This window comes from Microcoleus sp. B4-C2 (assembly GCF_036705265.1).
GTDB lineage: Bacteria > Cyanobacteriota > Cyanobacteriia > Cyanobacteriales > Microcoleaceae > Microcoleus.
The window spans coordinates 1-22,813 of record NZ_JAUBUB010000047.1; the positions used below are offsets into that span (position 1 = coordinate 1).

A 22,813-nucleotide genomic window follows, 5' to 3' on the forward strand; every position below is an offset into this window, starting at 1 on the left:
GGGATGGGCGTCCCGCCCGTCCAAAAAGGACGGGCGGGACGCCCATCCCACAATAACAATTAAAATTATAAGTTATTTAATTCGCGATCCTAACCTGACGCACCCTAAAATGACTAATCTAAAGTCTAAAATCTGAAATCTAAAATGGTATGACTTCAACACTGCCAACTATTAAGTTTTTGAAACAGCCGACTTCGGAAGCTTGGGTGGAACAGGCGATCGCCCATTTGGATACAATCTTATTAGACCATTCTCACTGCGAGCGGAAAGCGGCGGGAGTAGCGTTAAATTTAATGTTTCGCTACCCAGCAAAGGAAAAATTGGTGAGGATGCTAACGGCGATCGCCCGCGAAGAATTAGAGCATTTCGAGCAAGTCAACCAGCGGTTAGAAAAGCGCGGCATTGCTTTAGGCCCTTTGGCCGCACCTCCCTACGGTGCCGGTTTGTCCGCCCAAATTCGCAAGCAGGAACCGGAGAGACTTTTGGATTCTTTGTTGGTTTCTGGTTTGATAGAAGCGCGCAGTCACGAACGGTTGGGGCTGCTGGGCGATCGCTGTCCCGACGCCCAATTAGCTAAGTTTTACCGCAGTTTGATGGCTTCGGAAGCGCGCCATTACGGGGTATATTGGATTTTAGCAACAACTTATTTCGATCGGGATATTGTGATGCAGAGGTTGGAGGAATTATCATTAGTAGAGAGCGAGTTGCTGGCAAGTCTTCATCCCGAACCGAGAATTCACAGTTAAAAGCTAGGTGCATTTAAAAACTGTAAAACACAAAAAATGAGTAAGTTTACAGTTGCTAAAGTCAAAAAATAAATATACGTTGCAATAACCAATGAAAACCCAACATCTGGATTTTTTAATTCGTTCCTGGGAAACCCGCGATCGCGCTGAGGCGTTCTATTTAATTAGGGATGTTTTAGCAGAGTACGGTTTAAAATGCGAACCTCACGGGGCAGATCGAGATGTCTATGATGTAGAACTACATTATCATAATCAAGGTGGCGAATTTTGGGTAGTTGAGCGGCAGGATAAAATAGTCGGTACGGCGGCTTACTATCCGATTGAGCGCGGAAATAATGCTGTGGAAATTCGCAAAATGTATATTTTGCCAGCAGCAAGAGGACAGGGTTTGGGTAAATTTTTACTGCAAGAATTGGAAAGTAAAATTATCGCTCGCGGCTTTGATGAAATCTGGATAGAAACTGCCAGCATTCTCAAAGAAGCTGTGAAAATGTATGAAAATAGCGGATATCTACCGACAACTGGTGTGGAGACGCCAAGGTGCGATCGGGTTTACGTAAAATCTCTAGGTATAAAAAAAGTACAATAAGGTTTTTGTAAACAATGATTAATTTACTCAGTTTCAATCAACAGTTGATTGAAACTGAGTAAATTAATCTAGGAGGAAAACAAATGACTATCACCACAGAAAACTCTCACTCTCAAAATCATGCTACCAACAAATTGCTAGACGGCCCTAAAGACGCTAGATTTGTTCAGACAGTGCGGGGAATTTTAAATCCTCTGTATTATTTAGATAGTAATTCTCAGCGCTACGGCGACCTTTTTACCAGCGAATTCAGCAACTTTCCGCCCCAAGTAATTGTTAGCAATCCTCAAGCTATTCAAGAAATTTTTACATCCGATTCCAAACTCTTTGAATCCAGTACGGGAAACCAGATAACGCTACCTTTAGTAGGCTCGAATTCGTTATTGTTGTTAGATGGCGATCGACATTTGCAGCAGCGCAAACTTTTAATGCCACCTTTTCACGGTGAACGGATGAAAGCTTACGGACAAATCATCCGCGATACAACCGAAAAAGTAATTAATAATTGGACTCCTGGTAACTCGGTAATCGCGCAATCAACTATGCAGGAAATTTCCTTGGAAGTAATTTTACACGCTGTTTTTGGGCTGAGCGAAGGAGAACGCTACCAGCAAATTCAGCAACTAATGATTAATATGTTCAGCCTGTTTAGCAATCCATTAAGCGCTACCTTTTTGTTTATCAAGTCCTTGCAAAAAGATTTAGGTGCTTGGAGTCCTTGGGGAGGATTTCTGCGACAAAGACAGCGTTTAGATGAACTGCTTTATCAAGAAATTCGCGCTCGCAAAACTCAGTCTGAACCATTGGGAGAAGACATCCTGAGCTTGTTAATTTCCGCTCGTGACGAAGCAGGAAAGCCGATGAGCGACGTTGAATTGCGCGATGAATTAATGACAATCTTATTCGCAGGACACGAAACTACAGCCACAGCTTTAGCCTGGGCTTTGTATTGGATTCACTACATCCCAGAAGTCCGTGAAAAACTGCTGCAAGAACTCAATTCTATTGATGTCGAAAATTGCGAGCCGACGGAAATAAGTAAACTCCCGTATTTGAATGCTGTCTGTTGCGAAACGCTGCGGATTTATCCGATCCTATTTTTTGCATTTCCGCGCCTTCTGCAAGCTCCCATGCAGTTAATGGGTTATAATATTCCCAAAGGAATGATACTTTCTACCTGCATTTATTTGGTTCACCACCGACCGGATATTTACCCGGAACCAAAACGTTTTAAACCCGAACGTTTTCTAGAAAGGCAATTTTCGCCTTACGAATATTTGCCGTTTGGAGGAGGGAACCGCCGCTGTATTGGCACAGCATTCGCAATGTTTGAAATGAAGTTAGTATTGGCGAAAGTGCTGTCACGATACTCTTTAGAACTTGCAGAAAATCGTCCGGTTTTGCCAGTACGCCGCGGTTTGACAATGGCACCCGCTGGTGGTGTGCGTTTGGTTGTAAAGGGTCGGATTTGAATCTTAGGAATGAGAATTAAATAACTTCCACTCTTGAAAGTGGGATGGGCGTCCCGCCCGTCCAAAAAGGACGGGCGGGACGCCCATCCCACAATAACAATTAAAATTGTAAGTTATTTAATTCGCGATCCTTATCAAATCCGGTCGATCGATCGGAGATGATATGATACCAATGCAACGGGTTTTAATTTATTTTTTGCTGCAGAGGAATCTCGATCGCAAATTCGGAACCTTCTCCCACTACAGAATTGCAAGAAAGCTTGCCGCCGTGTTTTTCTACTATAATAGAGTGCGAAATAGCCAATCCTAAGCCAGTTCCTTTGCCAATGGGTTTAGTAGTGAAAAACGGGTCAAACAAGCGCCTTTGCACATCTTCGCTCATCCCAGGGCCGCTGTCAGCTATCCAGATGGCAACGCTGTTATTGTCGGTTACTTGGGTGCGAATTGTAATTGCGAGATTTTTGGCGGTGCGCTCGGATTTCTTCATCTCCATTTCCAATGCGTCTAGCGCATTGCTCAACAAATTCATAAATACTTGATTTAACTGACCGGGATAACATTCAACTAAAGGCAAATTACCGTATTCTTTAATCACATTAATTGTCGGGTGATCGGCTTTATGTTTCAGGCGGTTTTGCAAAATCAGCAGCGTGCTTTCAATGCCTTCGTGAATGTCAACTTGTTTCTTTTCGGCTTCGTCAAGTCTTGAAAAAGTTCGCAGGCTCAAAACTATGTCGCGGATGCGATCGGCTCCGACTTTCATAGATGCTAAAATTTTAGGTAAATCTTCAATGAGATAATCAATTTCCAAGTCTTCCCTTGCATCTACAATTCTTGCGGTAGGCTGCGGGTATTCTTTCTGGTAAAGTCGCAGCATTTTTAGCAAGTTTTGAGTGTATTCGCTGGTGTAGCTGAGATTGCCATAGATAAAATTAACCGGGTTGTTAATTTCGTGGGCGACACCTGCTACTAACTGTCCCAAACTCGACATTTTTTCACTTTGAATTAATTGAGTTTGGGTACGTTGGAGTTCGCGCAAGGTTTCTTCTAGCTGTTGAGTTTGAGCTTGAGCTAGTCGGGCCGCTTTGCGGGTTTGGGTGTAAAGTTCAGCGTGGTCGATCGCGATCGCAATTTGAGCGACCACCGCTTGCATCAGTTCGACTTCCGATTCGCTCCAATTTCGCACGGAGATAGCCTGATAGCAGGTAATCACCCCAATATCGCCTGCAGCAGTATGAATTGGCAGCGACAGCACTGAGTTAAAATTTGAAGCCTGGAAAACTTCGCGCAATTCTACATCTTCAAAAGTGCTGACATCATCAATTCGCAGAATTTCTCGCCGCAAAATCTGTCGCACTGCGAGACTAGATTTGTCCTCTACAGAATAAGTGCCAATCATACTCGGCAAATCTGCATTCTTCGCTTCGTAAGTTACTTCCCAAACCGGAGGATTGTTGTTGGGGCGATACCAAGTGAAGATGCACCAATCTAGGTGCATCAGATTGCGAATTTCTTGAACTGCGGTTTCTACAATTGTGTCTAAATCTAAAGAAGTGCGGATTTGGTTGGCAATTTGATTGAGTAGTTGTTCTCTCTGAGCTTGCTGTCTGAGGGCTTGTTCCGATCGCACTAAAGTTTCTTCTGCAAGTTTGCGATCGGTTAAATCTTGGATCACTCCTTGGATAATTTTTTCATTTCCCACCTCGATGATTGTCAGCACCACTTCTGCGGGAAAATCAGTACCGTCTAAGCGCTGATGAACCCAATCAAAACGGTGCTTTCCCCGCTCAAAGGCGATGGCTATCATGTCGTGGGCCAAGCTCAAAGAATCTCTGCCGTTGGGTTGAAAAGGAGGCGAGAGTGTGCCAGGGTTTTGGCCGTACAACTGTTGCGGGGCGGTGCAGCCGAATAGTTTTAGGGTGGCTGTGTTGGCATCGGTGATGGCATTGTCACATAGCATAAAAACAGGCAAACTGGTTAATTCGTAGAGCGATCGAAATTTGGCTTCCGACTGCTGCAATGCGGCTTCTGTTTGCTTGCGATCGGTAATGTCGGCAACCATTGCCAAAGCGCCCATATAGCGTCCCTGTTTATCTACCAAGGAATTAGTAGAAACCATCGCCCACAAGTCCCTGCCGTCTCGGCTACGGAACTTAAAATCGAGCTGTTCGCGAATTCCTTCACGGCGACGTTCGAGGCTGATTTGTGCGATCGCGATGCCTTCTGCATCCATGAAAGCAAATAGCGACTTTCCGATCATTTCCTCTGGAGTGCAGCCGAGCATATTAGCCATTTTTTGGTTAACAAAAGTAGTTTTACCCTCCGTATCTATCATCCAAATTCCTTCGTCTGCTGTCTCGACAATGCACCTGTATTTTTCCTCGCTTTCTCTGAGCGCTTCTTCTGCTAACTGGCGAGCCGTAATGTTTTGAGTCATTAGCAATCCGCCGATAATTTCTTGCCGTTCGTTTCTGACTGGCAAAGTATAACCGACGTAGACGCGATCGCTGTAAATAAATTCTGTAACAACTGTTTCTCCTGCCAGTGCCGCCCGATAATTTGGCTCGACAGCAGCGCAAAAATCTGGCTCGAACACTTCCCAGATTGTCTTGCCTTCCATCAATTCTTTTGCAAGTCCCACGGCGGCTAATTCTGTACCTTCTACCAGCGTGTAGCGCATTTCTGGATCGAACAACATCACCGCACCATTAGGAATGTTGCTTGCCATAGTGCGGTAAAGCTGTTCGCTTTTTTGCAGCGCAGCTTCTGCTTGTTTGCGATCGCTAATGTCAACTACAACTGCACCGATGCCGATCGCCTCGCCATCTTTGTCTAGCAAGGGAAAATAAGAGCCTGTTAGGTGTCGGACAAACCCAGGCTTTCTGGGGTTGTCACCACTCATCTCTATGTTAATTAATGGTTGTTTTGTCCTCAAAATTTTTTCGTACAAAGGCTCTATTATGGGAGCGATATTTGGCAATATTTCGCGTACAGTCTTGCCGATGTGAGCTGCTGGGCTCAGGCAATTTATTTCTGCTAAAAATTGATTAATTTGCACGTAGCGCAACTGCGAGTCCAAAATACAAAGTCCCGCCGGAGCCTCCTTTAAAAAGGCATCAAATAGTCCTTGTCTTTGTGCTAATTCTTGTTCTAAAGCTTTGCAAACGCTGAGATCGGTTAAAGATCCCATCATCCCCACAACTTCTCCCATTTTGTCTTTCAATAGCGAGAGCATCAGGTGCGAGTAAAATTTTTCTCCCGATTTACGGCGTGTTATAACTTCTATTTCATGCTCGCCTTTTTCTTGTAGCGGTTTGATGACTTGCTGTAACAAAAATTCGTGTTCTTCTGGCGGGTAAATTAGAGAAATGTGCTGTCCGATAGCCTCAGTTGCTTCATAGCCGTATAACTTTTGGCAGGCTTGATTCCACATGGTGATCGAGCCGTCCATATCTGTAGAAATTACCGCCTCGTGAATTTGGTCGATAATTTGACTTTGGAGACGCAATTTTTCTTGAGTTTGCTCCAGTTCGGCGATTTTTTCTTCTAGTAGTTTCTGAGTTTTTTCCAGTTCCGCAGTCTGCTTTGTCAGCAATTTTTCTAGATGTGAATTGCTGTGTGGCGACGCTGATTCTAGGGGAGGGCTATTTTGATCCCGATTATTAAAGATTTCTTCAACACTTAGCCAAATCGCGGACAGTCCCTCTGTTTCAATTGCCCGCTCGGAAACTCGCACGGGTACGAGATGCTGGTTTTTATGTTTGTATGCTGCTTCGCACAGGTGCGTGTGGCTATTTTCTGCTTGACATTCTAGATATTTTTCTGGGTGCGCGCACTGTGTTTGCTGAATTTCCCAATAGTTGAGGTGGAGAGTTTCTGCAACTGTGCGGCCGATAATACTTGCAAAAGCTGGATTTACGTCGAGAAAAGTCCCGTCCGTCCGGCACAATGCCAGCCCTATCGGGCACAGTTCTAACAATTGGCAACGGGAGCGATTGCGCTTGGCTTTTCCTAACTGGCTTTGCATCTGACCTAGCTGGACTTGGTTTATTTAATTATATCTTTATTATCTTGTTTATTTTTGTGAGTTTTATCCTTAATTAAAAAAGAGGGAAGAATGAAGTTCGGCAACGATCCCTCTACGGGATTTAACAAATGTAACTGATAGATGCTGAGCTTGGATGGAAGAAGGAAGAGATTGGAGGTTCGAGGTTCGAGGGAAGTTCGGCAACGATCCCTGTACGGGATTTAACGGATGGATGTTGAGGAAAAAGACAAGATGGGGAAACAAAAGTGAGTAATAATCACCGGGGAGGAGGAAAGAGGGAATGAGAAGAAACCCGAAAAATCACAAAAGAAGAAGTACAAAACTGGTACAAAGACCATTAATTTATACATGGTATCTTCCCTCCAACCTTCTTCCTTCTTCCCTCTTCCGACGGACATCCATTACATCCGTGACATCCGTGACATCCGTCGAGCGAATCCGTTGCCGAACTTCCTTCAATTAATCGCGGGCAATACCTTCGGATCGAGCGGCCAACTGCACTGCACCGGCGACAGCAATGGCAACTCTTTCGTCAAAAACCGAGGGTATAATGTGCTCTTTGTCAAGCTGGGAAGGACTGACTAAAGAGGCGATCGCATAAGCTGCTTCCAAGTACATAGTGGGCGTAATCGTGGCAGCTTTGCAGTCCAAAGCGCCTCGAAATATCCCCGGAAATGCCAAAACATTGTTAATTTGATTCGGGTAATCGCTGCGTCCGGTTGCTATGATCGCCGCATCTTCCATAATTAATTCTGGCTGAATTTCGGGAATGGGATTTGCCATTGCAAAAACAATGGGATTTTCGGCCATCGAACGCACCATCGATCGGGTGACTACGCCGGGGGCGCTGACGCCTAAAAATACATCGGCACCGGCGATCGCATCTTCCAAAGTACCGCTCGAAGCCACGGCAAATTCTAGTTTTTCTGGGTTCATATCCGTGCGGTCTTCGGAGAGAACGCCTTTGGAGTCGCACATGATGATGTTTTGGGCACCTGCTTTACGCAGCAAGCGGGCGATCGCGACTCCGGCCGCACCGGCTCCGTTTATCACGATACACACTTCTGAGATGGTTTTTTTGACGATTTTCAAGGCATTAATTAATGCTGCCAAACTAACAATCGCAGTGCCGTGCTGGTCGTCGTGAAAAATCGGAATATCTAAGGTTTCCCGCAATCTTGCTTCGATTTCAAAGCAGCGGGGAGAAGAAATATCTTCGAGATTAACGCCGCCAAAAACCGGGGCGATATTCTGCACTGTGCGAATAATTTCCTCGGTATCTTGGGTATTCAAACAGATAGGAAAGGCGTCAATACCTGCAAATTCTTTAAATAGCATGGCTTTGCCTTCCATAACTGGCAGTGCGGCGGCAGGGCCGAGGTTTCCCAATCCCAAAACTGCGCTACCGTCGGTAACAATGGCAACAGTATTTTGTTTGATTGTGAGGTTATAAACTTGTTGCGGGTCATTGGCGATCGCCGTGCAGATGCGGCCCACTCCAGGAGTGTATGCCATAGCTAAATCCGACTGGCGTTTGAGGGAAATTTTGCTCACTACGCTGATTTTTCCGCCGCGGTGCAAGTTGAAAGTGCGATCGTACACCTCGATCACTTTAATATCTGGCAGTCCTTTAACTGCTTGCACTATTTCTTCATTGTGCTCGAGGCTGTAAGCATCGACGGTGATATCGCGAACGGTAGTGGCGCGGGTTTGCTCGATCAAGTCGATTTGGCCGAAGTTGCCACCGACAGATGCGATCGCGCTGGTGACTCTTGCCAGCATTCCCGGCTGGTTCGGCAGAGCAACCCGAATTGTTAAACTAAAGCTGGGGTTCGGTGTCAGTTTTACCATGATGCCTTGATTTCAGATTTGATAATTTCAATCTTAGATTTTATCGCCAATGTTAGGCATAAAATTTAATAATTTAAATTTTCAACTGAAATTTTTAACAAATTCTATGAGCCTGTGGTACGATCGCTCTGCACTGCTAGGGGTGTGGCTGGAAAACTAATCTTTTTTTGAGTAAATCTGTGCTCTGTTTCTAGCTTGTTACCAGGAATTTCAAAGGTGGTACCCGCCACGTGATTTATCCGTGGAATCAATCCAAAATCTAAAATCAAAAATCCTCAAGCCCCCGCATTTATCTCGCGCAAGTCAATCTAAAATCTAAAATCTAAAATCTAAAATTGATTGACTCTCCCACAAACAGCCTATTTTCTGTCAATTTCCCAGGGAAGCGCGAATATGAAGCGCGGGGGTAGAAACCGGGTTTCTGAGGTCAATCGATTTTAGATTTTAGATTTTAGATTTTAGATTAAAGAATTGAAGCATTGACCCCAGGGATAAATTCGGGGACTTCTTTATCGGATACAGGTTTTTTATTTCGGGACGGATGAATCCGGGGGCTTGTATCCGGGATGCTTTCGGTCAACCTGCGGAACTATTATCTATTTTTGAGAATATTTCTGCTTATTCTGAACATCAGCAGATATTTCGCAAAAATCTATTTTCTAGCGATACCGCCTAATTCCTGCTGCTGTCTTTTGAAGCGAGACACTCAGGAGAGTTGATGCGGCTTTTTGGTGGCCTTTATGGGGAATGTAAAAAGTAGATGCACGGCTGTTTGAGCCGGCAGGTAAAAATCTGAGCGACTGACAAGCGGGTCTTTGATATATATTTTGTCTGGTTTAACACTTGCCAAAGATTGCGACTGCAACCTTGCAAACGCTCTAAATTACCTGCACGCTTTGCCCGATAATTCCAGGGAGTGTAACTAACAGACAATCTACCCCGCGCCGACACAGGCACAGCTTGGGCCGAACCCTGTTGAGTTGCTGGTTGCTAACTGTCAATTTTACCGATCGGCCGCAGCATCGGCCCATATAATTGTAAAGAATTTGCAAGCCAGACAATCTGGGGGAACTTTTTCTAAGTCTTGCATATCTACCGGTTGCTCTGCTTCGCTGCCGGGGGGAACTATGCACAGAGCAACTTGTCCGACTCCAGCCATGAGTTCGGCAACTCGCTCCAAAATACTGTCCATTTTTTCCATTAGTTGCTCTGCTGCATCGAGACTTGGCGCGATGATGAAAAAGGTTTTGACTCCATCGGGACAAGGAGCGAAGCCAAGGGTACACTCTCGTAATAGTGCTTGGGTGGAGAGACTGAAACCGTCGTAGAAGCGAGCGATTACTGCTTGATAAAAGACGTGGGTCAGAGAGCGATCGCCAAAAATAGGTTGAGGTAACATAACTACTTCCTTTCGTAGGATTTTTGGGAGCATTGAAAAAATTTTAACATACCTTAATGTAAGCGATTTAACAAAATTATCTAGCGATCGAGATCATGGACTTGATGTGACATTTTTTAATTTGTGTAGCGATCGCAACTGTGATAAAATGTACTCTGTGCTATCACGGCCAGTGATTTTGATCGCATCAGCAGCTCAAAGCTAAGTACAAAATTTCCTAGTAGGTGAGGAGAGGGGGAGAGGGCCAGAGGGAGAGAACCAGAGGGAAATTACCTAAGTAGTAAGAGTATTATTGGCAAAAAGTGCTGAATCTAGAGTTGAAAATAAACATCCAATCAAAATATTCAAGATGAACTCGATCGCCCAACAGTTAAAAGCAAAATTTGAAAAAGCATTCACCGCTGCATTCGGCGAAAGTTATGCAGGTGCAGATCCGATGCTAGCCGCCGCCAGCAATCCCAACTTTGGGGACTTTCAGTGCAACGCCGCGATGAGTTTGGGGAAAAAGTTAGGAAAGCCCCCACGGGCGATCGCCTCGACAATCATCGAAAACCTAGATATTGCTGACATCTGCGAAACCCCAGAAATCGCCGGGCCCGGTTTTATCAATTTGAAGCTGAAACCGGCTTATTTGGAAGCGCAAATTAGTGCGATCGCCGGCGACTCGCGTTTGGGAATTGAACCCGCCAAAACGCCTCAGACAATCGCGATCGACTTTTCGAGTCCGAATATAGCCAAAGAAATGCACGTCGGACACTTGCGATCGACAATCATCGGAGATGCGATCGCCCGCACCCTCGAATTCCAAGGCCACGACGTACTCAGAATCAACCACATCGGCGACTGGGGCACCCAATTCGGGATGCTGATCGCATACTTGCGCGAAGTTCACCCCGAAGCCCTCACAACTGCTGACGCCCTAGACTTAGGAGATTTAGTCGCATTTTACCGCCAAGCAAAACAGCGCTTTGACGCAGACGAAACCTTCAAAGAAACCGCCCGCCAAGAAGTAGTAAAACTGCAAGCAGGCGCCGAAGACACCCGCCGCGCTTGGAAATTGCTATGCGATCAATCTCGCCGCGAATTCCAAGTAATCTACGATTTGCTCGATATCAAATTAACCGAACGCGGCGAATCGTTTTACAATCCATTATTGCCCGCAGTAGTCGAAGATTTAACCAGTCTAGGTTTGTTAGTAGAAAGTGACGGCGCGAAATGCGTTTTTGTAGACGGTTTTACCAACAAAGAAGGCGAACCACTGCCGCTAATCGTCCAAAAAACCGACGGCGGCTACAATTACGCCACAACAGATTTAGCAGCAGTGCGCTACCGCATCCAAAAAGACAATGCACAGCGCTTAATTTATGTCACCGATTCAGGACAAGCCAACCATTTTGCCCAAGTATTTGCAGTAGCCAGAAAAGCCGGTTGGATTCCTGATGATGTCGAAATTGTCCACATTCCCTTCGGTTTGGTATTGGGAGAAGACGGCAAAAAACTCAAAACTCGTTCTGGGGAAACAGTGCGGTTGCAGGATTTGTTAGATGAGGCGATCGTCCGCGCCACCAAAGATTTGGAAGACAGATTAGTCACAGAAGAAAGACAGGAAACTAAAGAGTTTATAGCTAACGTAGGTCGAGTAATTGGTTTGAGTGCGGTTAAGTATGCCGATTTAAGTCAAAACCGGGCGAGCAATTACACTTTTAGTTACGATAAGATGCTGGATTTGAAAGGAAATACAGCACCTTATATGCTCTATGTTTGCGCGCGCGTGCACGGAATTAGCCGCAAAGGTGAGATTGATTTCGAGAATTTAGATGCTAGTGCGAAAGTAATTTTGCAGTCGGATGCGGAGTTAGTTTTAGCCAAGCATTTATTGCAATTTAGTGAAGTGATAAATGCTGTTGAGGGCGATTTGTTGCCGAATCGGATTTGTCAGTATTTGTTTGAATTGAGTCAAAAATACAATCAATTTTACGAACAGTGTCAGGTGTTGAAATCTGAGGAACCGTTGCGGACTTCGCGGTTAATTTTGTGCGATTTGACGGCGAGGACTTTGAAGTTGGGTTTGGAGTTGTTGGGGATTAAGGTATTGGAAAGAATGTAAGCGGTAAGGGGTGCGGGGCGCGCACCCTACATTATTTAGTTGCGGTGCTCCGTGCGCTACATTATTTAGTTGCGGTGCGCCGAAGCGCACCCTACATATTTAATTCGCTAGCCCATTTCTCCAATTAAGTTTAGCGCATTATTTCCAACTTTCTAAGATGTCTTGAAACATCTTTTTAGCCATCGGGTGATCGTTGCGATATCTCACAAAAATTTCCAACTTGCGCGCAGATTTTAGTTAAGTTTAATATTTTTTTAACACAACTATTGCATCGGTAACAAACTTATAGTAAATTTACAATTTATCGGGGAATGCACAGCCATTACCTATTAATGCCTCCTCGATAAAAATTAAAAACATGAACGAAACAAAAGTTTTCGGAATGCCAGCAGAAAAAGGCCGCTGGTTGTTCGTTCCGCTGGGAATCACGGTCTTGCTTTGTCTGGGTACAGTTTATTCTTGGAGTATCTTTAGAAAGCCGCTAGAAAAGCAGCTCGATATCGGTGCAACGGATAGTTTATTGCCGTTTACCGTATTGTTAGTAGTTTTTGCCGTACTGATGCCAATTACCGGCTTTTTTATCGATCGATACGGTTCTCGCACCGTGACCGCAGTCGGCGGCGTCGTGATGGGAAGCGGCTATATTTTATCGGCATTTGCACCTAATATTACTGTCCTGGTACTCACCTATGGAGTTATCGCCGGTGCCGGGGTGGGAATTGCTTACGGCGTACCGCTAGCAGTAGCAGCCAAGTGGTTTCCCGATAAAAAAGGATTGGCAGTTGGGCTAACAGTAATTGGGTTTGGTTTGTCGCCTTTAATTACCGCACCGATTGCCAAATATTTAATCGATACCTATCAAATAGCGCAAACATTTCTGATTTTAGGCATCGCTTTTACCGTCATTATTTTGGCAATTTCGACCGTTTTGAAAATGCCGCCAACTGGATGGACGCCTGCGGGATTTGCGGCCGCCCGATCGGGCACAGCGGTAAATAGCCCGATCGCACCGATGATGAAATCTCCCGCATTTTACGGGCTGTGGGTATGCTACACAATTGGCACGCTGGTGGGATTGGGCGCGATCGGAATTTCTTCTTCCGTGGCGCAGGAAATTATTAAATTAGACGCGGGAACGGCTGCAGCAACGGTTTCTCTGTTTGCCATATTTAACGGTATGGGGCGTCCGATGTTTGGTTGGATAACCGATCGATTTAAGCCAAAATATGCCGCGATAGCCAACTACATTCTCATCTTAATCGCATCGATTATGATGACTCAGGCGGGCGAAGGACAAGTCGCAACTTATATCATTGCGTTTTGTTTGTTCTGGCTGTCGTTAGGAGGATGGCTGGCGATCGCGCCCACGGCAACTTTAACTTTATTCGACCCCACAGACTACGCGAAAAACTACGGCATTGTGTATACAGCCTACGGAGTTGGAGCGTTTTTCGGTACAATTGCTGCGGGGAAAATTCGCGATACTTTTGGCAGCTATACCAACGCTTTTTACATTACGGCAATTCTTGCGGTTGTTGGCATCATCACCGCCGTGTTTGCGCTGAAGGGAGGGGTTAAAATTGCAGCCGAAGCCGATGTTTCTTAATCGGGACTGGCGCACCCCCGATCGCAGAAACCGGGTTTTTTAGGAAAATATGGGATTTGAGCCGTGAATATCGGTGAACAACCCAGTTTCTCGGCTTTTCCAATTTTCTAAGATATCTTTAAACATCTTTACAGCAATTTGGCGATCGTTATCTCTGACAAAAATATCGTAATTGGGACTTGAGTTAATTTCAATCAACCAATATGCTCCTTTTGTATCTAGCGCGATGTCAAGCCCCGCATAATTAATCGCAATTTCAGCAAAAACAGGTTTAACAAAATCTTCAATCTCAGACATGAGTTTGGGGTTGATTATATGTTTGGCTTTTGCACCTTCCCAGTGCAGCGGGCTTAAATTGCCTGCAAATTCAGCCTGAGATTTGTCTTTTTCGTACAGCAAAACTAGCTTTTCTTTGCAGAAGACAGCCCGATATTCGTGGGCAATTTCGATATATTCTTGAGCTAGCGCCACATAGTCATAATCTTTGCTGTGGACGTTAAATATAATTTCTAGGGCTTCTTTAATTTGCTCTCTAGTTTCACACAAAAAAACATTGTTGCCCCCAGCACCGCGATTTCTTTTGAGAATCACCGGCAAAGCGAATTTTTTGTTGACTTCTAAAACTATTGATTCAATATCTGGGAAACTCAAATACTTTTTATACTTCTCCTCGCAGTGAGGCGAGACAAAACCGAGAGTTCTGGGAGTATTTATTTTGCCGTTTAATAGTTGATAGGTATATTCTTTGTCTTTAAAAATCTCTGCTACTGACGCGCTGTTAAATGCCGTCATGTAATTGACAAAATAATATTCTTCGCCGCCCTGTTTGAGTCTAATCAAGTTTTGGGAAGGATGCAGGATTTCGTAAGGGATATTTAATTCCTCACAAGCCGCCAGCAGGATTTCAATATTGGTTAGCATAAAATGTAATTTAACTTGTGACTTTTAATTTTTTCTGTACGCTCAGTCAATATCTCGCCAGTGACGAGCATCCACAAATCGCGACAAATGCCCCACATTTGTTGTAGCAATAACAACCGCTTCTCCACCGCCACGAAGCAGCAAAGCTTGAGCTGCTAAAATCACATCTCCATCAAGTTCTTTGGGATCTGCTGTCGGCATTCCTGCCTGACGCGATGCCGCCCACAAATCGGCCGCTTTGAGAATTACTGGCGTTGTTATCGGCAAGTATTCCAGCCAGCGAGATTTGCATTCGTTAAGGCGTTTGATACCTGCCAACTTATTTGCCCGCAATAACTCGCGCCGCACTTCATAATCTGCTATTTCAGGTAAAATCATCCTGTAGCCTTTAAATAGCAAAGATTCTACCCAAAGTTGGCACTCTACAGTCACAGGTGGCCCCTTGGGATTTGTTAATATTCCCAGAGGCCCAGAATCCAATAAAACTATCATTTTTGTTGCACAAATAACGGTCGGTTCGACGAAAGCCTGTCTTCGTCTAATACTTTTTGCAAATATTCAAATGTCTCTGTTTGTTCCTCGGCGTCTCCTTCTTCTCGCCACTTTTGCAACCACTCTATTGCTGCTAAATTCCTCTGCATTTGTTCTTCCTTCGTCCTTTGCGGAACTAGGGGCAAGGTATTGCTATTGAAAGGATTTATCCATTGGCTTAACCGCATATCGATCGCTTCCGCAATTATCGCTTTCAATTCTCCAACGGTCAAGTCTGATACTCGTTTGGTTTCGAGAATTATCGCTTGCAGTTCTTCAACTGTCAGGTCTGCTACTCGTTTGGTTTCCATTTTGCAACCTCATTCTTTCAAACTTATCTGAAAAAGTTGAGATTCGAGAATCTCTCTCAAACCTCAAATTCTATCAAATTCTATCCAAACAACCGCTGCTGTCCGTTTGCCGCATCTTTCCCGGCATAAATCTCGCGCGTTCCCTTGGGAATGTAAATCCAATCGAATTCTTGCAAGCGGTTTGTTAAATTGGAAATGCTCACTCCCAATTCATCTCTCATTTTGTATAAATGCGACCACTTGGTTAAATCGCGTCCCTGTCTTTTTTCCTCCAAAATACACCGAGGCATCAACAAACAGCTTGCAAAATATTGCGCTTGCCATTCGATCGACAAAACCTTATTATCAGCACTCGCACCCCGACAAACAAACGGTTCCTCGACATCCTGGGCTGCTTTTCCTTGATTGCCCAAGTTTAGTTCCAACTGTTCGACAGTGCCGTCTGCTTCGTCTTGATTGACGTGTAGCACCCAGTGGCCGATTTCGTGGGCGATCGTCGATTCGATGAAACCGGCCGGTTTTTCGAGAATCTGTTCGTTGATTTCGATTAACCGCTGCTGTGGCAAAATCCTCGCCGCGATCGCACCTTCTTCATCCGGCTCAATGCACTCCCAAACTACGCCTAAATCCAGAAAATCAGCAACCGTTGTCGCATCAAAAGGCCATCTCGGAGCAAAATTTTGCGTTTTCTGCATCTGCATCAAGATGTCATTTGCCAAACGCTCGATCGATTCTTTGGGATAGAAGCAATACGGCTTAAAAATACTCACTATGAGGGGCCTCTCTTACGCTTCAAAAGACTGTTTGAGCCAATCTGGATTTTCTTGCATCCGGCGGAAAAGAGCCTGCATTTCCTTCGGATTCTGCTTCAGCAGCGCTTCGTACTGCTGCGGCAGCCTCCCCGCCAAGAAAATCAATTCCTCTTCGTTTATGTCTAGATTCCGCGCTAGCGATCGGATTACCTCCTCTTTTGGCGCATAATCCGCTCGATCGTTCTCCAACTTCGACAAATAAGTAAAGTCCACACTTAGCATAGCTGCTAGCTCACGTTGTGAGTAAGCTTTGTCCTTGCGAGCTTGACGGATCAGTCTTCCAAATGTTTGTTCCACGGTTTTTCGCCTCCTGACAAGCATTCTAGCCTGTTTTGATGAAAAGTTCAACAAAATACTTGACGGGAAAATCAACCCGCGCTACCATGAGATTAGTTGACGGTTTAATCAACGATTTAACCCTGACTGGTAGGGTTAAGGGTGCAAATTAGCCTAGCTCACACGCTACATATAGCGTCGTCAACTTCAGAGGAGTGAGAAGCGCTGGGCGTCAAAACGCTTGTACGCAGCAAATAAGGAGGAGCAGATCGCAAATGCTGAGAACCTGGACAGACACGCATTACAAGCTCGAAGACGATGACTGGCTATACATCGCCACCCACGAAGAACAAAGCTCAGCCTCACTGGTTTGTCCCGGCTACGCGCGGGATGGCGAAGGCTTCAGCATCCACTTCACCCCAGCGCACTTAGAAACGTTAGAGCATTTGCTCGCCGCGCTGCGGATTATCAAAGCTCAACAAGAGGCGATGCTTGAGTATACCTATCCAGAACCAAAAGCGACAACACATCTCATTAGGTAATCGAAGTTCGGCCACCAGCAATGTACGAGATTTAACGGATTACCAATTACCAATTCCCCGTAAAGCAATAAATAACTAAGGAAAAACGAACAATGACTACTAAAACACAAGAAAGACCTACATTTTCAGTATTTGGTGCCAAACCGAGCAATGCTTTGCTAGTACCGGAAATCCCGATCGCAGTACGTAACAATTGCCAAAGTGGCCAGTGGGCGATCGGCGACACCGACTACGGTTCCAAGTGTTCCATGACAATCCTCAAATTCTCCAAATTCTTCGGTTCCCTAGGTCAAACTTCGCACACATTGTGGGGTCAACTGTGGTTTGTCGCGGAAACAGGCGAATTGCCGCAAGGAGTAGTCATGGTGACATACATCAAAAACCGCAGCTTGAACGATTTTAACCGCTTAGTAGCATCAGTTCAATCTCGCGGCGTAGAACCAGCAACCGGGATTTTTGTTCCCGAATTTGTCAAGCACTCCGGTCAGAAACCAGACGACAGCGGAGTAGTAAAACCGATAAACTACTACAGCTTGAAATGGTCTTGGAACGAGCGGAAAGATTGGGCCGTTATCGACCAAGCCGCAGCAGTTTTGTCAGATTCTAGCAATCAATCGCGGATGATTGACTTAGAAGGAACAAGGGCTATGGTGTGTTTAGATAACCTGCCGGCGCAGCAAGTTGCCTGCTTGATGGCCGCTCACGCTGGCGGTGAAAGCGATGCTATGGCTTTGAATTCCAACGGCGGTATGTCACTACCGCCAGCCGAAGAGCAATTAACGGCTGACTTGTTCTAATTTTGTTGTAAAGGCGCGATTAAATCGCGCCTTTACCATAACTGTTACAACAGAGTGAAATGAAGAAATTAACCAAGCTGAAAACCAAACCAAACCTGCAAGAAAGTCGTTTGAAAGAGAATCTTGAGCTGCTAGACCAAATTCGGACAGATGCAGTTAACGACATCGAAAGTCTCACCGAAGACTTCCAGCACATGACTTTAGTAGCCGAATCAGTCCAGCGGAATTACCGAGCTTTGTTAGCGGAAAATCAATTGCTAAAAGGCGCACTTTTGAGTATAATTGATGAGTGCGGCTGCTGGGAAGGAAATCGGTGCGATCGCTGCTGGAAAATTCTCAGAACTCTAGCCAGCGCCAATCCCGAAGAAAAACCCGACGCAGCCAGAAAATACCAAGCTATTCTCAGCCAACTCCGCAACTTTGAATAACTGAAAACGTTTCACTAAAAAATCTCGAAAACTTAGAATCAGGAGAAGCAAACATTATGACAATAGCAACTGCCAAGGATAGCAAAGCCCAAATTTTGCAAAACTTTCAGCAGATTTTAGCAGACAAAAAAAAGATCGAATCCAAAGTCGAAACCAAAGAACAGTCAGCCGAAAAAGCCAAAAACAAACAACTCCTCGAAGTCGCTTCCACCTACACAATTGACAGCATCGTCAAAGGCTTGGCTGACTTGCAATTAGATTTCGGCAGCATCATCAGCGGACTTTCCGAAAAACTAAAGGCGGAATCTTCAAAATTAGACGAATTAAAACGCGCGATCGAAATCGAAGCCCAACAATTGCAAGAGTTGCAGCAAATCAGAGTTGTAGCAGACGCCCTCCACATTTTAACTCAAGAGCACCGAGAAAAATTGACACTGCTCGAACAAAACGCTGCTAACCAACGCGAAATTATCGAAAAAGACACGACCCAAAAACGCAAGGTTTGGGAAAAAGAACAGCAAGAATTTGATGCAGCAGTTCAAGAAAAAACTGCACTCCTAACTAAAAAGCGCCAAGAAGAAACAGCAGATTATCAATACGAATTACAGCGCACTCGCAAAATCGAAACCGACGAATACGAAGAAACGAAGCGCAAACTAGAACGGGACTTGCAAGAATCTACCCGCGAAAAAGAGAAAAATTGGGTGGAACGGGAAAAAGTCCTCAGCGACAATCAAGCGGAGTTTGAAGAGAATCAAAGAAAAGCCACCGGATTTGAGGAAGAACTCAAACAGGCTTATGTCAAAGCCAAAGAAGAAGCAATTCAAGAAGTTTCCCGCGAAGCTAAAGTCAAGGCAGATTTAGTGGATAAAGAATGGGAAAGCACTAAGCAAGGATATGAATTGAAAGCGCAATCTCTACAGCAGACAATTGAGCGACAAACCGAACAAATCGCCGAAATTTCCGCGCAACTGCAAGCCACGATGAAGCAAGCGCAAGATTTGGCAATGAAAGCTTTTGCCAGCAAAGCTTAAAACCCAGTAAGGTGTGCAATGCCCACCTTACGAAAAAATGACAGAAATTTTCCCAACAATTAAGGAATGAAAAGTCATGAACAAAAAAGTTAGCGACAAAAGCACCAAGGCTGAAATTTTAGAAGCGTACAAGGAAGCAGCGCAAGAAAAAGCGCTGTTAGAATCGCAAATCCAACAGCTAAACGCTTCCCAAAAGCAAAAATCAGCCCCAGACAAACCTATTGTGGAGGCACAAAAACCAATGGCTTTAACTCAAAATCCACAAAAAATGCAGTCCACAATCGACAATTTAATCTTACTGCAATTTGGCTTTGGTGGGGCTGTCAGCGAGTTGTCGGAAAAATTAACTTCAGAAGCTGCTAAAGTCGAAGAATTGCGGCGCACTGTGGGCGAGGAAATTCAACAACTGCAAGAGTTGCACAGTTTAGAAGATGTTGCAGAAGATACGCTGGACAATTTAATTCAACAGTACGAAGAAAGCGCGAAAACTTTTGCTGGCGAACTCAGCGAACAGCGCGAAACTGTTGAACAGGAATTGTTGGAACGCCGGCAAGCTTGGGAAAAAGAGCAGGAACTGCAAAAGTTGGCCGTTAAAGAACGCAATGAGAATCACCAAAAAGCTCGCGATCGGGATGAAGAGTTGTATGATTATGATTTGAATCTTCAGCGAAATCTAGACATCGAAGAATACGAACAGCGCCAGAAAAGGCTGTATCAAGAAATCGAAGAGTTTCAGCAAGAACAGGAGAAACAGTGGGCGGAACGCGAAAAATCTATTTCGGAACGGGAAAAGCTGTATGCTGAGGTGAAAGCGAAGGTAGAAGCTTTCCCGAAAGAACTGGAAACTACTATCAAGAACGGGAAAGATAACGGCCGCAATATTGGCAATTATCAAGCTAAAGTTAAGGCTGATTTGTCTGCTAAAGATATCGAAGGGCAAAAGCAAAATTATGAACTGCAAATTCAAGGGATGTTGCAGACAATTCAAAATCAAGATGCGCGCCTTGCTAGCTTGTCGAAACAACTGGATTCTGCTTTGAAACAGGTGCAAGATTTGGCGGTAAAAGCGATTGAAGGTGCGTCGAATTTGAATTCGTTCCAAGCAGTGAGGGAAATTGCGATCGAACAAGCGAAGACTCAGCAGAAAAATAAGTAGATAAGTAAGATAAGTAGAAAAGCTGTTGTGCGTTTAAATGGAATATTCCGGGCGGGCTAGAAGCCCACCCCACAATAGTTTCAATAAACAGTTCAAATTAAATGCACAACAGCTTAAGATAAGTCGGCGGTTGAAACCGATCCTAGACAAACTTTCGTCCGCGCAACACGAGACTAGGAGAAGCTTACTACACAGGTCGTCTCCTGTGCGTACTGGGTGCATTACGCTATTTTGAGAAAAAACAAGCTTTCCTTAGTCCTGTTTTAAAACTGTCCACTCGCTGCGAGTCTTCCTTGAGGCTCAAACCCTATCTACAGCGTTTTAATTTTTAGTAAAAAGTTCGATCGCACTGTTCACTTATCGAAACTGTCCCCTGCTCTCCTGACCGCTTCACTCACGCTTTCTATGCTTTAAGTTAATCCACCAAAAGATATATTTGACTTAGAGGCACTATGCAGAAACAAATCATACGCCAAAAAGATACTAATGCTTGGATACTTCAGTGCTGGGTTTCTTTTATTCTTGCGCTTTCCGCCACTACTGTAGGTATCATTTATTTAGAGGTAGACCCCTGGCAAAAAGCTTTTATGGGTATGGGTTTAACTTTTTCAGTCGGCTCGTCTTTTACTTTAGCAAAAACCATTCGGGATAACAACGAGGCAACAACATTAACTGCCAGAATCGACGAAGCTAGAGTTGAGAAAATTCTCGCTGAGCACCATCCTCTCAAATAAATTTAACTATACAATGTATACAAAAAACAGCCCGCCCGGGCTGTTTTTGTTGTTTGAGCCACAGGTTTCAAGCTGTGGATGGGAATTGGGGATTTCAATGGGTACCTTTGAACTTACGATCGCCCAACTTATTCTTTTGTCGCTGGCGAATACCAGCCTTAACTGTCGCCATATCCACCGGAAAACCAACGACAGGAATCACCTGATCCTTGCGTTCTTCTTCCAGATTCTTGAGTTCGGTGTAATCAACCCAGTGAATGCAATTCACCGGACAAGTGTCCATCGCCTCAGCAATCAACTCTTCAGAATCCCCGTCTTGTCGAACTACGCGCGATCGACCGTAATCCGGTTCAATATAAAAAGTATTGCGAGCAACGTGAGCGCAGTGCTTGCAGCCAATGCAGGTAATCTCATCAACATAGACACCTTTTTGGCGTAACACCCCGCCCAACTCCGGTTCCAAACCAGAGCGATCGGGCGCATCCCGCAAAAACCCCCCCAACTCCGGCTCTAAACCAGAGCGATCGATTGCTGTATCTATTCCGAGTCCAGAAAGCTCAGACATTTAGACCCCCACAATAGTAAATAAGTCCGCGCAGGCGGACTTTGATGAGACAAGATTGCAAAAATCTCGAAAAAAAATTATTAAGCGCACCAGCGTTGCACCACCAAGCGGAGCGAACCGTCTTGATTTTGCTTTTGCTCAGAAATTTGGAAACCCTGCTTAGCGCTTTCATTCACCACAGTATGGTAAGCATAGCGCTGAGTCACCTTATTCAGAAAACGGTCTACAGACCAAGCTTGCTGCCAAAACTGCAAGTCAGCCACCAATTCATACTCAGTCCCGTTCCAGCTAAAACCTACGTCGTAGCCGTTTGTTTGCTCAATCACGACCTCAGCGGTGCTGGTTAGGCCGCGATAGCCACGCACCTCAGTTGGACCCGACTTCCAGTCGATACCCAAGTCAGTTAAAGCAGCTTCCAAAGAATTCAAATTGCGGATCTGGGTCTTAATTTGGCTAAAGTGTGACATGGTGATTCCAAAAAAATTTAAGTGAACTCAACAAAAAAAATTACCAATCGCTAAAAGCCACTTGGGCCGTCGCTTCGGCTGACTGATGCAGCGCTTGCGTGAAATATTCAGATGTTGACTCTTGGTGAAGCACCACGCCGAGCTGAGCTTCAATTGCAGCCGTTACCTCAGCACAGGAAGCACCGACAATGCCGGTGACTGTTTCCTGTACGCGGCCATCTGGATAGATCACAAACTCTAGTGTTTCCATAATGCGGGCTGACTGAATAGGAATATTGAGAACAGACACCGACACCAGCAAGCCAGGGACGATGCCTCCTGAAGTAGCTTCTTGAGAGTTGGCTGACTGACAAAGCGCTATATCAATTTTGACTAATTGATAGGTTTTGAGTCACAACTTAACAGAAGTTATTAATAGGTA

At 44.9% G+C, this 22,813-nt stretch carries 23 protein-coding genes; 11 read left to right on the forward strand and 12 right to left on the reverse strand.

What is annotated here, in order from left to right:
* The first annotated feature begins 149 nt into the window (after positions 1-149).
* From QUB20_RS15160 to QUB20_RS15170, 3 genes are all read left to right on the forward strand, one after another.
* On the forward strand, positions 150-746 hold the full coding sequence (locus QUB20_RS15160) for a tRNA isopentenyl-2-thiomethyl-A-37 hydroxylase MiaE (protein ID WP_333251478.1): 597 nt from the start codon (positions 150-152) through the stop codon (positions 744-746).
* A gap of 91 nt (positions 747-837) precedes the next feature.
* Positions 838-1,335 carry a GNAT family N-acetyltransferase gene (locus tag QUB20_RS15165; protein WP_333251475.1) on the forward strand — a complete coding sequence of 166 codons (498 nt, stop codon included), beginning with the start codon at positions 838-840 and terminating at the stop codon, positions 1,333-1,335.
* Positions 1,336-1,418: 83 nt separating this feature from the next.
* Positions 1,419-2,807, forward strand: coding sequence for a cytochrome P450 (locus QUB20_RS15170; protein WP_333251473.1), 1,389 nt, complete (start codon positions 1,419-1,421; stop codon positions 2,805-2,807).
* Positions 2,808-2,991: 184 nt separating this feature from the next.
* On the opposite strand, the gene QUB20_RS15175 is transcribed toward QUB20_RS15170, so the two are convergent.
* The 4 genes from QUB20_RS15175 to QUB20_RS15190 form a co-directional block, all read right to left on the reverse strand.
* Complete coding sequence (locus QUB20_RS15175; protein WP_333247221.1) at positions 2,992-6,834, reverse strand: PAS domain S-box protein; 3,843 nt, start codon at positions 6,832-6,834, stop codon at positions 2,992-2,994.
* Between the two features lie 480 nt (positions 6,835-7,314).
* Positions 7,315-8,706 carry a malic enzyme-like NAD(P)-binding protein gene (locus QUB20_RS15180; protein ID WP_333244270.1) on the reverse strand — a complete coding sequence of 464 codons (1,392 nt, stop codon included), beginning with the start codon at positions 8,704-8,706 and terminating at the stop codon, positions 7,315-7,317.
* Between the two features lie 104 nt (positions 8,707-8,810).
* Positions 8,811-8,936: a hypothetical protein gene (locus tag QUB20_RS15185; protein WP_333291455.1), complete on the reverse strand. Its 126-nt coding sequence runs from the start codon at positions 8,934-8,936 to the stop codon at positions 8,811-8,813.
* A gap of 773 nt (positions 8,937-9,709) precedes the next feature.
* Positions 9,710-10,105 (reverse strand): hypothetical protein, encoded by a 396-nt coding sequence (locus QUB20_RS15190; protein WP_333247223.1) that lies wholly within the window; start codon positions 10,103-10,105, stop codon positions 9,710-9,712.
* Between the two features lie 349 nt (positions 10,106-10,454).
* Between QUB20_RS15190 and argS the strand changes: the two genes are divergently transcribed.
* Both argS and QUB20_RS15200 read left to right on the forward strand, forming a co-directional pair.
* Positions 10,455-12,212 carry an arginine--tRNA ligase gene (argS, locus tag QUB20_RS15195; RefSeq protein ID WP_333247225.1) on the forward strand — a complete coding sequence of 586 codons (1,758 nt, stop codon included), beginning with the start codon at positions 10,455-10,457 and terminating at the stop codon, positions 12,210-12,212.
* A gap of 358 nt (positions 12,213-12,570) precedes the next feature.
* Complete coding sequence (locus tag QUB20_RS15200) at positions 12,571-13,818, forward strand: L-lactate MFS transporter (RefSeq protein WP_333247227.1); 1,248 nt, start codon at positions 12,571-12,573, stop codon at positions 13,816-13,818.
* A gap of 39 nt (positions 13,819-13,857) precedes the next feature.
* Here the strand turns inward: QUB20_RS15200 and QUB20_RS15205 are convergent, their stop codons facing one another.
* The 5 genes from QUB20_RS15205 to QUB20_RS15225 form a co-directional block, all read right to left on the reverse strand.
* On the reverse strand, positions 13,858-14,739 hold the full coding sequence (locus QUB20_RS15205; protein ID WP_333247229.1) for a YheC/YheD family protein: 882 nt from the start codon (positions 14,737-14,739) through the stop codon (positions 13,858-13,860).
* Between the two features lie 42 nt (positions 14,740-14,781).
* Positions 14,782-15,231 (reverse strand): nucleic acid-binding protein, encoded by a 450-nt coding sequence (locus QUB20_RS15210; RefSeq protein ID WP_333207724.1) that lies wholly within the window; start codon positions 15,229-15,231, stop codon positions 14,782-14,784.
* Positions 15,228-15,581, reverse strand: coding sequence for a hypothetical protein (locus QUB20_RS15215; protein WP_332983381.1), 354 nt, complete (start codon positions 15,579-15,581; stop codon positions 15,228-15,230). The genes QUB20_RS15210 and QUB20_RS15215 overlap by 4 nt, the downstream gene beginning before the upstream one ends.
* An 80-nt stretch (positions 15,582-15,661) precedes the next feature.
* Positions 15,662-16,351: an ImmA/IrrE family metallo-endopeptidase gene (locus tag QUB20_RS15220; RefSeq protein ID WP_333247231.1), complete on the reverse strand. Its 690-nt coding sequence runs from the start codon at positions 16,349-16,351 to the stop codon at positions 15,662-15,664.
* A 15-nt stretch (positions 16,352-16,366) separates the two neighbouring features.
* Positions 16,367-16,690, reverse strand: coding sequence for a helix-turn-helix transcriptional regulator (locus QUB20_RS15225; protein WP_333159648.1), 324 nt, complete (start codon positions 16,688-16,690; stop codon positions 16,367-16,369).
* A gap of 254 nt (positions 16,691-16,944) precedes the next feature.
* On the opposite strand from QUB20_RS15225, the gene QUB20_RS15230 reads away from it, so the two are divergent.
* From QUB20_RS15230 to QUB20_RS15255, 6 genes are all read left to right on the forward strand, one after another.
* Positions 16,945-17,211 (forward strand): hypothetical protein, encoded by a 267-nt coding sequence (locus QUB20_RS15230; protein ID WP_006634886.1) that lies wholly within the window; start codon positions 16,945-16,947, stop codon positions 17,209-17,211.
* 92 nt (positions 17,212-17,303) lie between these two features.
* Complete coding sequence (locus QUB20_RS15235; protein WP_333247233.1) at positions 17,304-18,008, forward strand: hypothetical protein; 705 nt, start codon at positions 17,304-17,306, stop codon at positions 18,006-18,008.
* Between the two features lie 59 nt (positions 18,009-18,067).
* On the forward strand, positions 18,068-18,436 hold the full coding sequence (locus QUB20_RS15240) for a hypothetical protein (RefSeq protein ID WP_333247235.1): 369 nt from the start codon (positions 18,068-18,070) through the stop codon (positions 18,434-18,436).
* 56 nt (positions 18,437-18,492) lie between these two features.
* The gene (locus QUB20_RS15245; protein WP_333247237.1) at positions 18,493-19,470 is read left to right on the forward strand and encodes a hypothetical protein; all 978 of its coding nucleotides are present in this window, start codon (positions 18,493-18,495) and stop codon (positions 19,468-19,470) included.
* Between the two features lie 76 nt (positions 19,471-19,546).
* Positions 19,547-20,626, forward strand: coding sequence for a hypothetical protein (locus QUB20_RS15250; protein ID WP_333247238.1), 1,080 nt, complete (start codon positions 19,547-19,549; stop codon positions 20,624-20,626).
* Between the two features lie 452 nt (positions 20,627-21,078).
* A complete protein-coding gene (locus QUB20_RS15255; RefSeq protein WP_333244299.1) occupies positions 21,079-21,360 on the forward strand; it encodes a YiaA/YiaB family inner membrane protein in 282 nt (93 codons plus the stop codon).
* Between the two features lie 94 nt (positions 21,361-21,454).
* On the opposite strand, the gene QUB20_RS15260 is transcribed toward QUB20_RS15255, so the two are convergent.
* The 3 genes from QUB20_RS15260 to QUB20_RS15270 all read right to left on the reverse strand — a co-directional run bounded on the left by QUB20_RS15260 (position 21,455) and on the right by QUB20_RS15270 (position 22,642).
* The gene (locus QUB20_RS15260) at positions 21,455-21,925 is read right to left on the reverse strand and encodes a ferredoxin (RefSeq protein ID WP_333247240.1); all 471 of its coding nucleotides are present in this window, start codon (positions 21,923-21,925) and stop codon (positions 21,455-21,457) included.
* An 80-nt stretch (positions 21,926-22,005) separates the two neighbouring features.
* Entirely contained in the window at positions 22,006-22,392 is a 387-nt protein-coding gene (locus tag QUB20_RS15265) for a DUF1257 domain-containing protein (protein ID WP_333051955.1), read from the reverse strand.
* A gap of 40 nt (positions 22,393-22,432) precedes the next feature.
* Positions 22,433-22,642 (reverse strand): DUF2997 domain-containing protein, encoded by a 210-nt coding sequence (locus QUB20_RS15270; RefSeq protein ID WP_015176940.1) that lies wholly within the window; start codon positions 22,640-22,642, stop codon positions 22,433-22,435.
* Between the last annotated feature and the right edge of the window lie 171 nt (positions 22,643-22,813).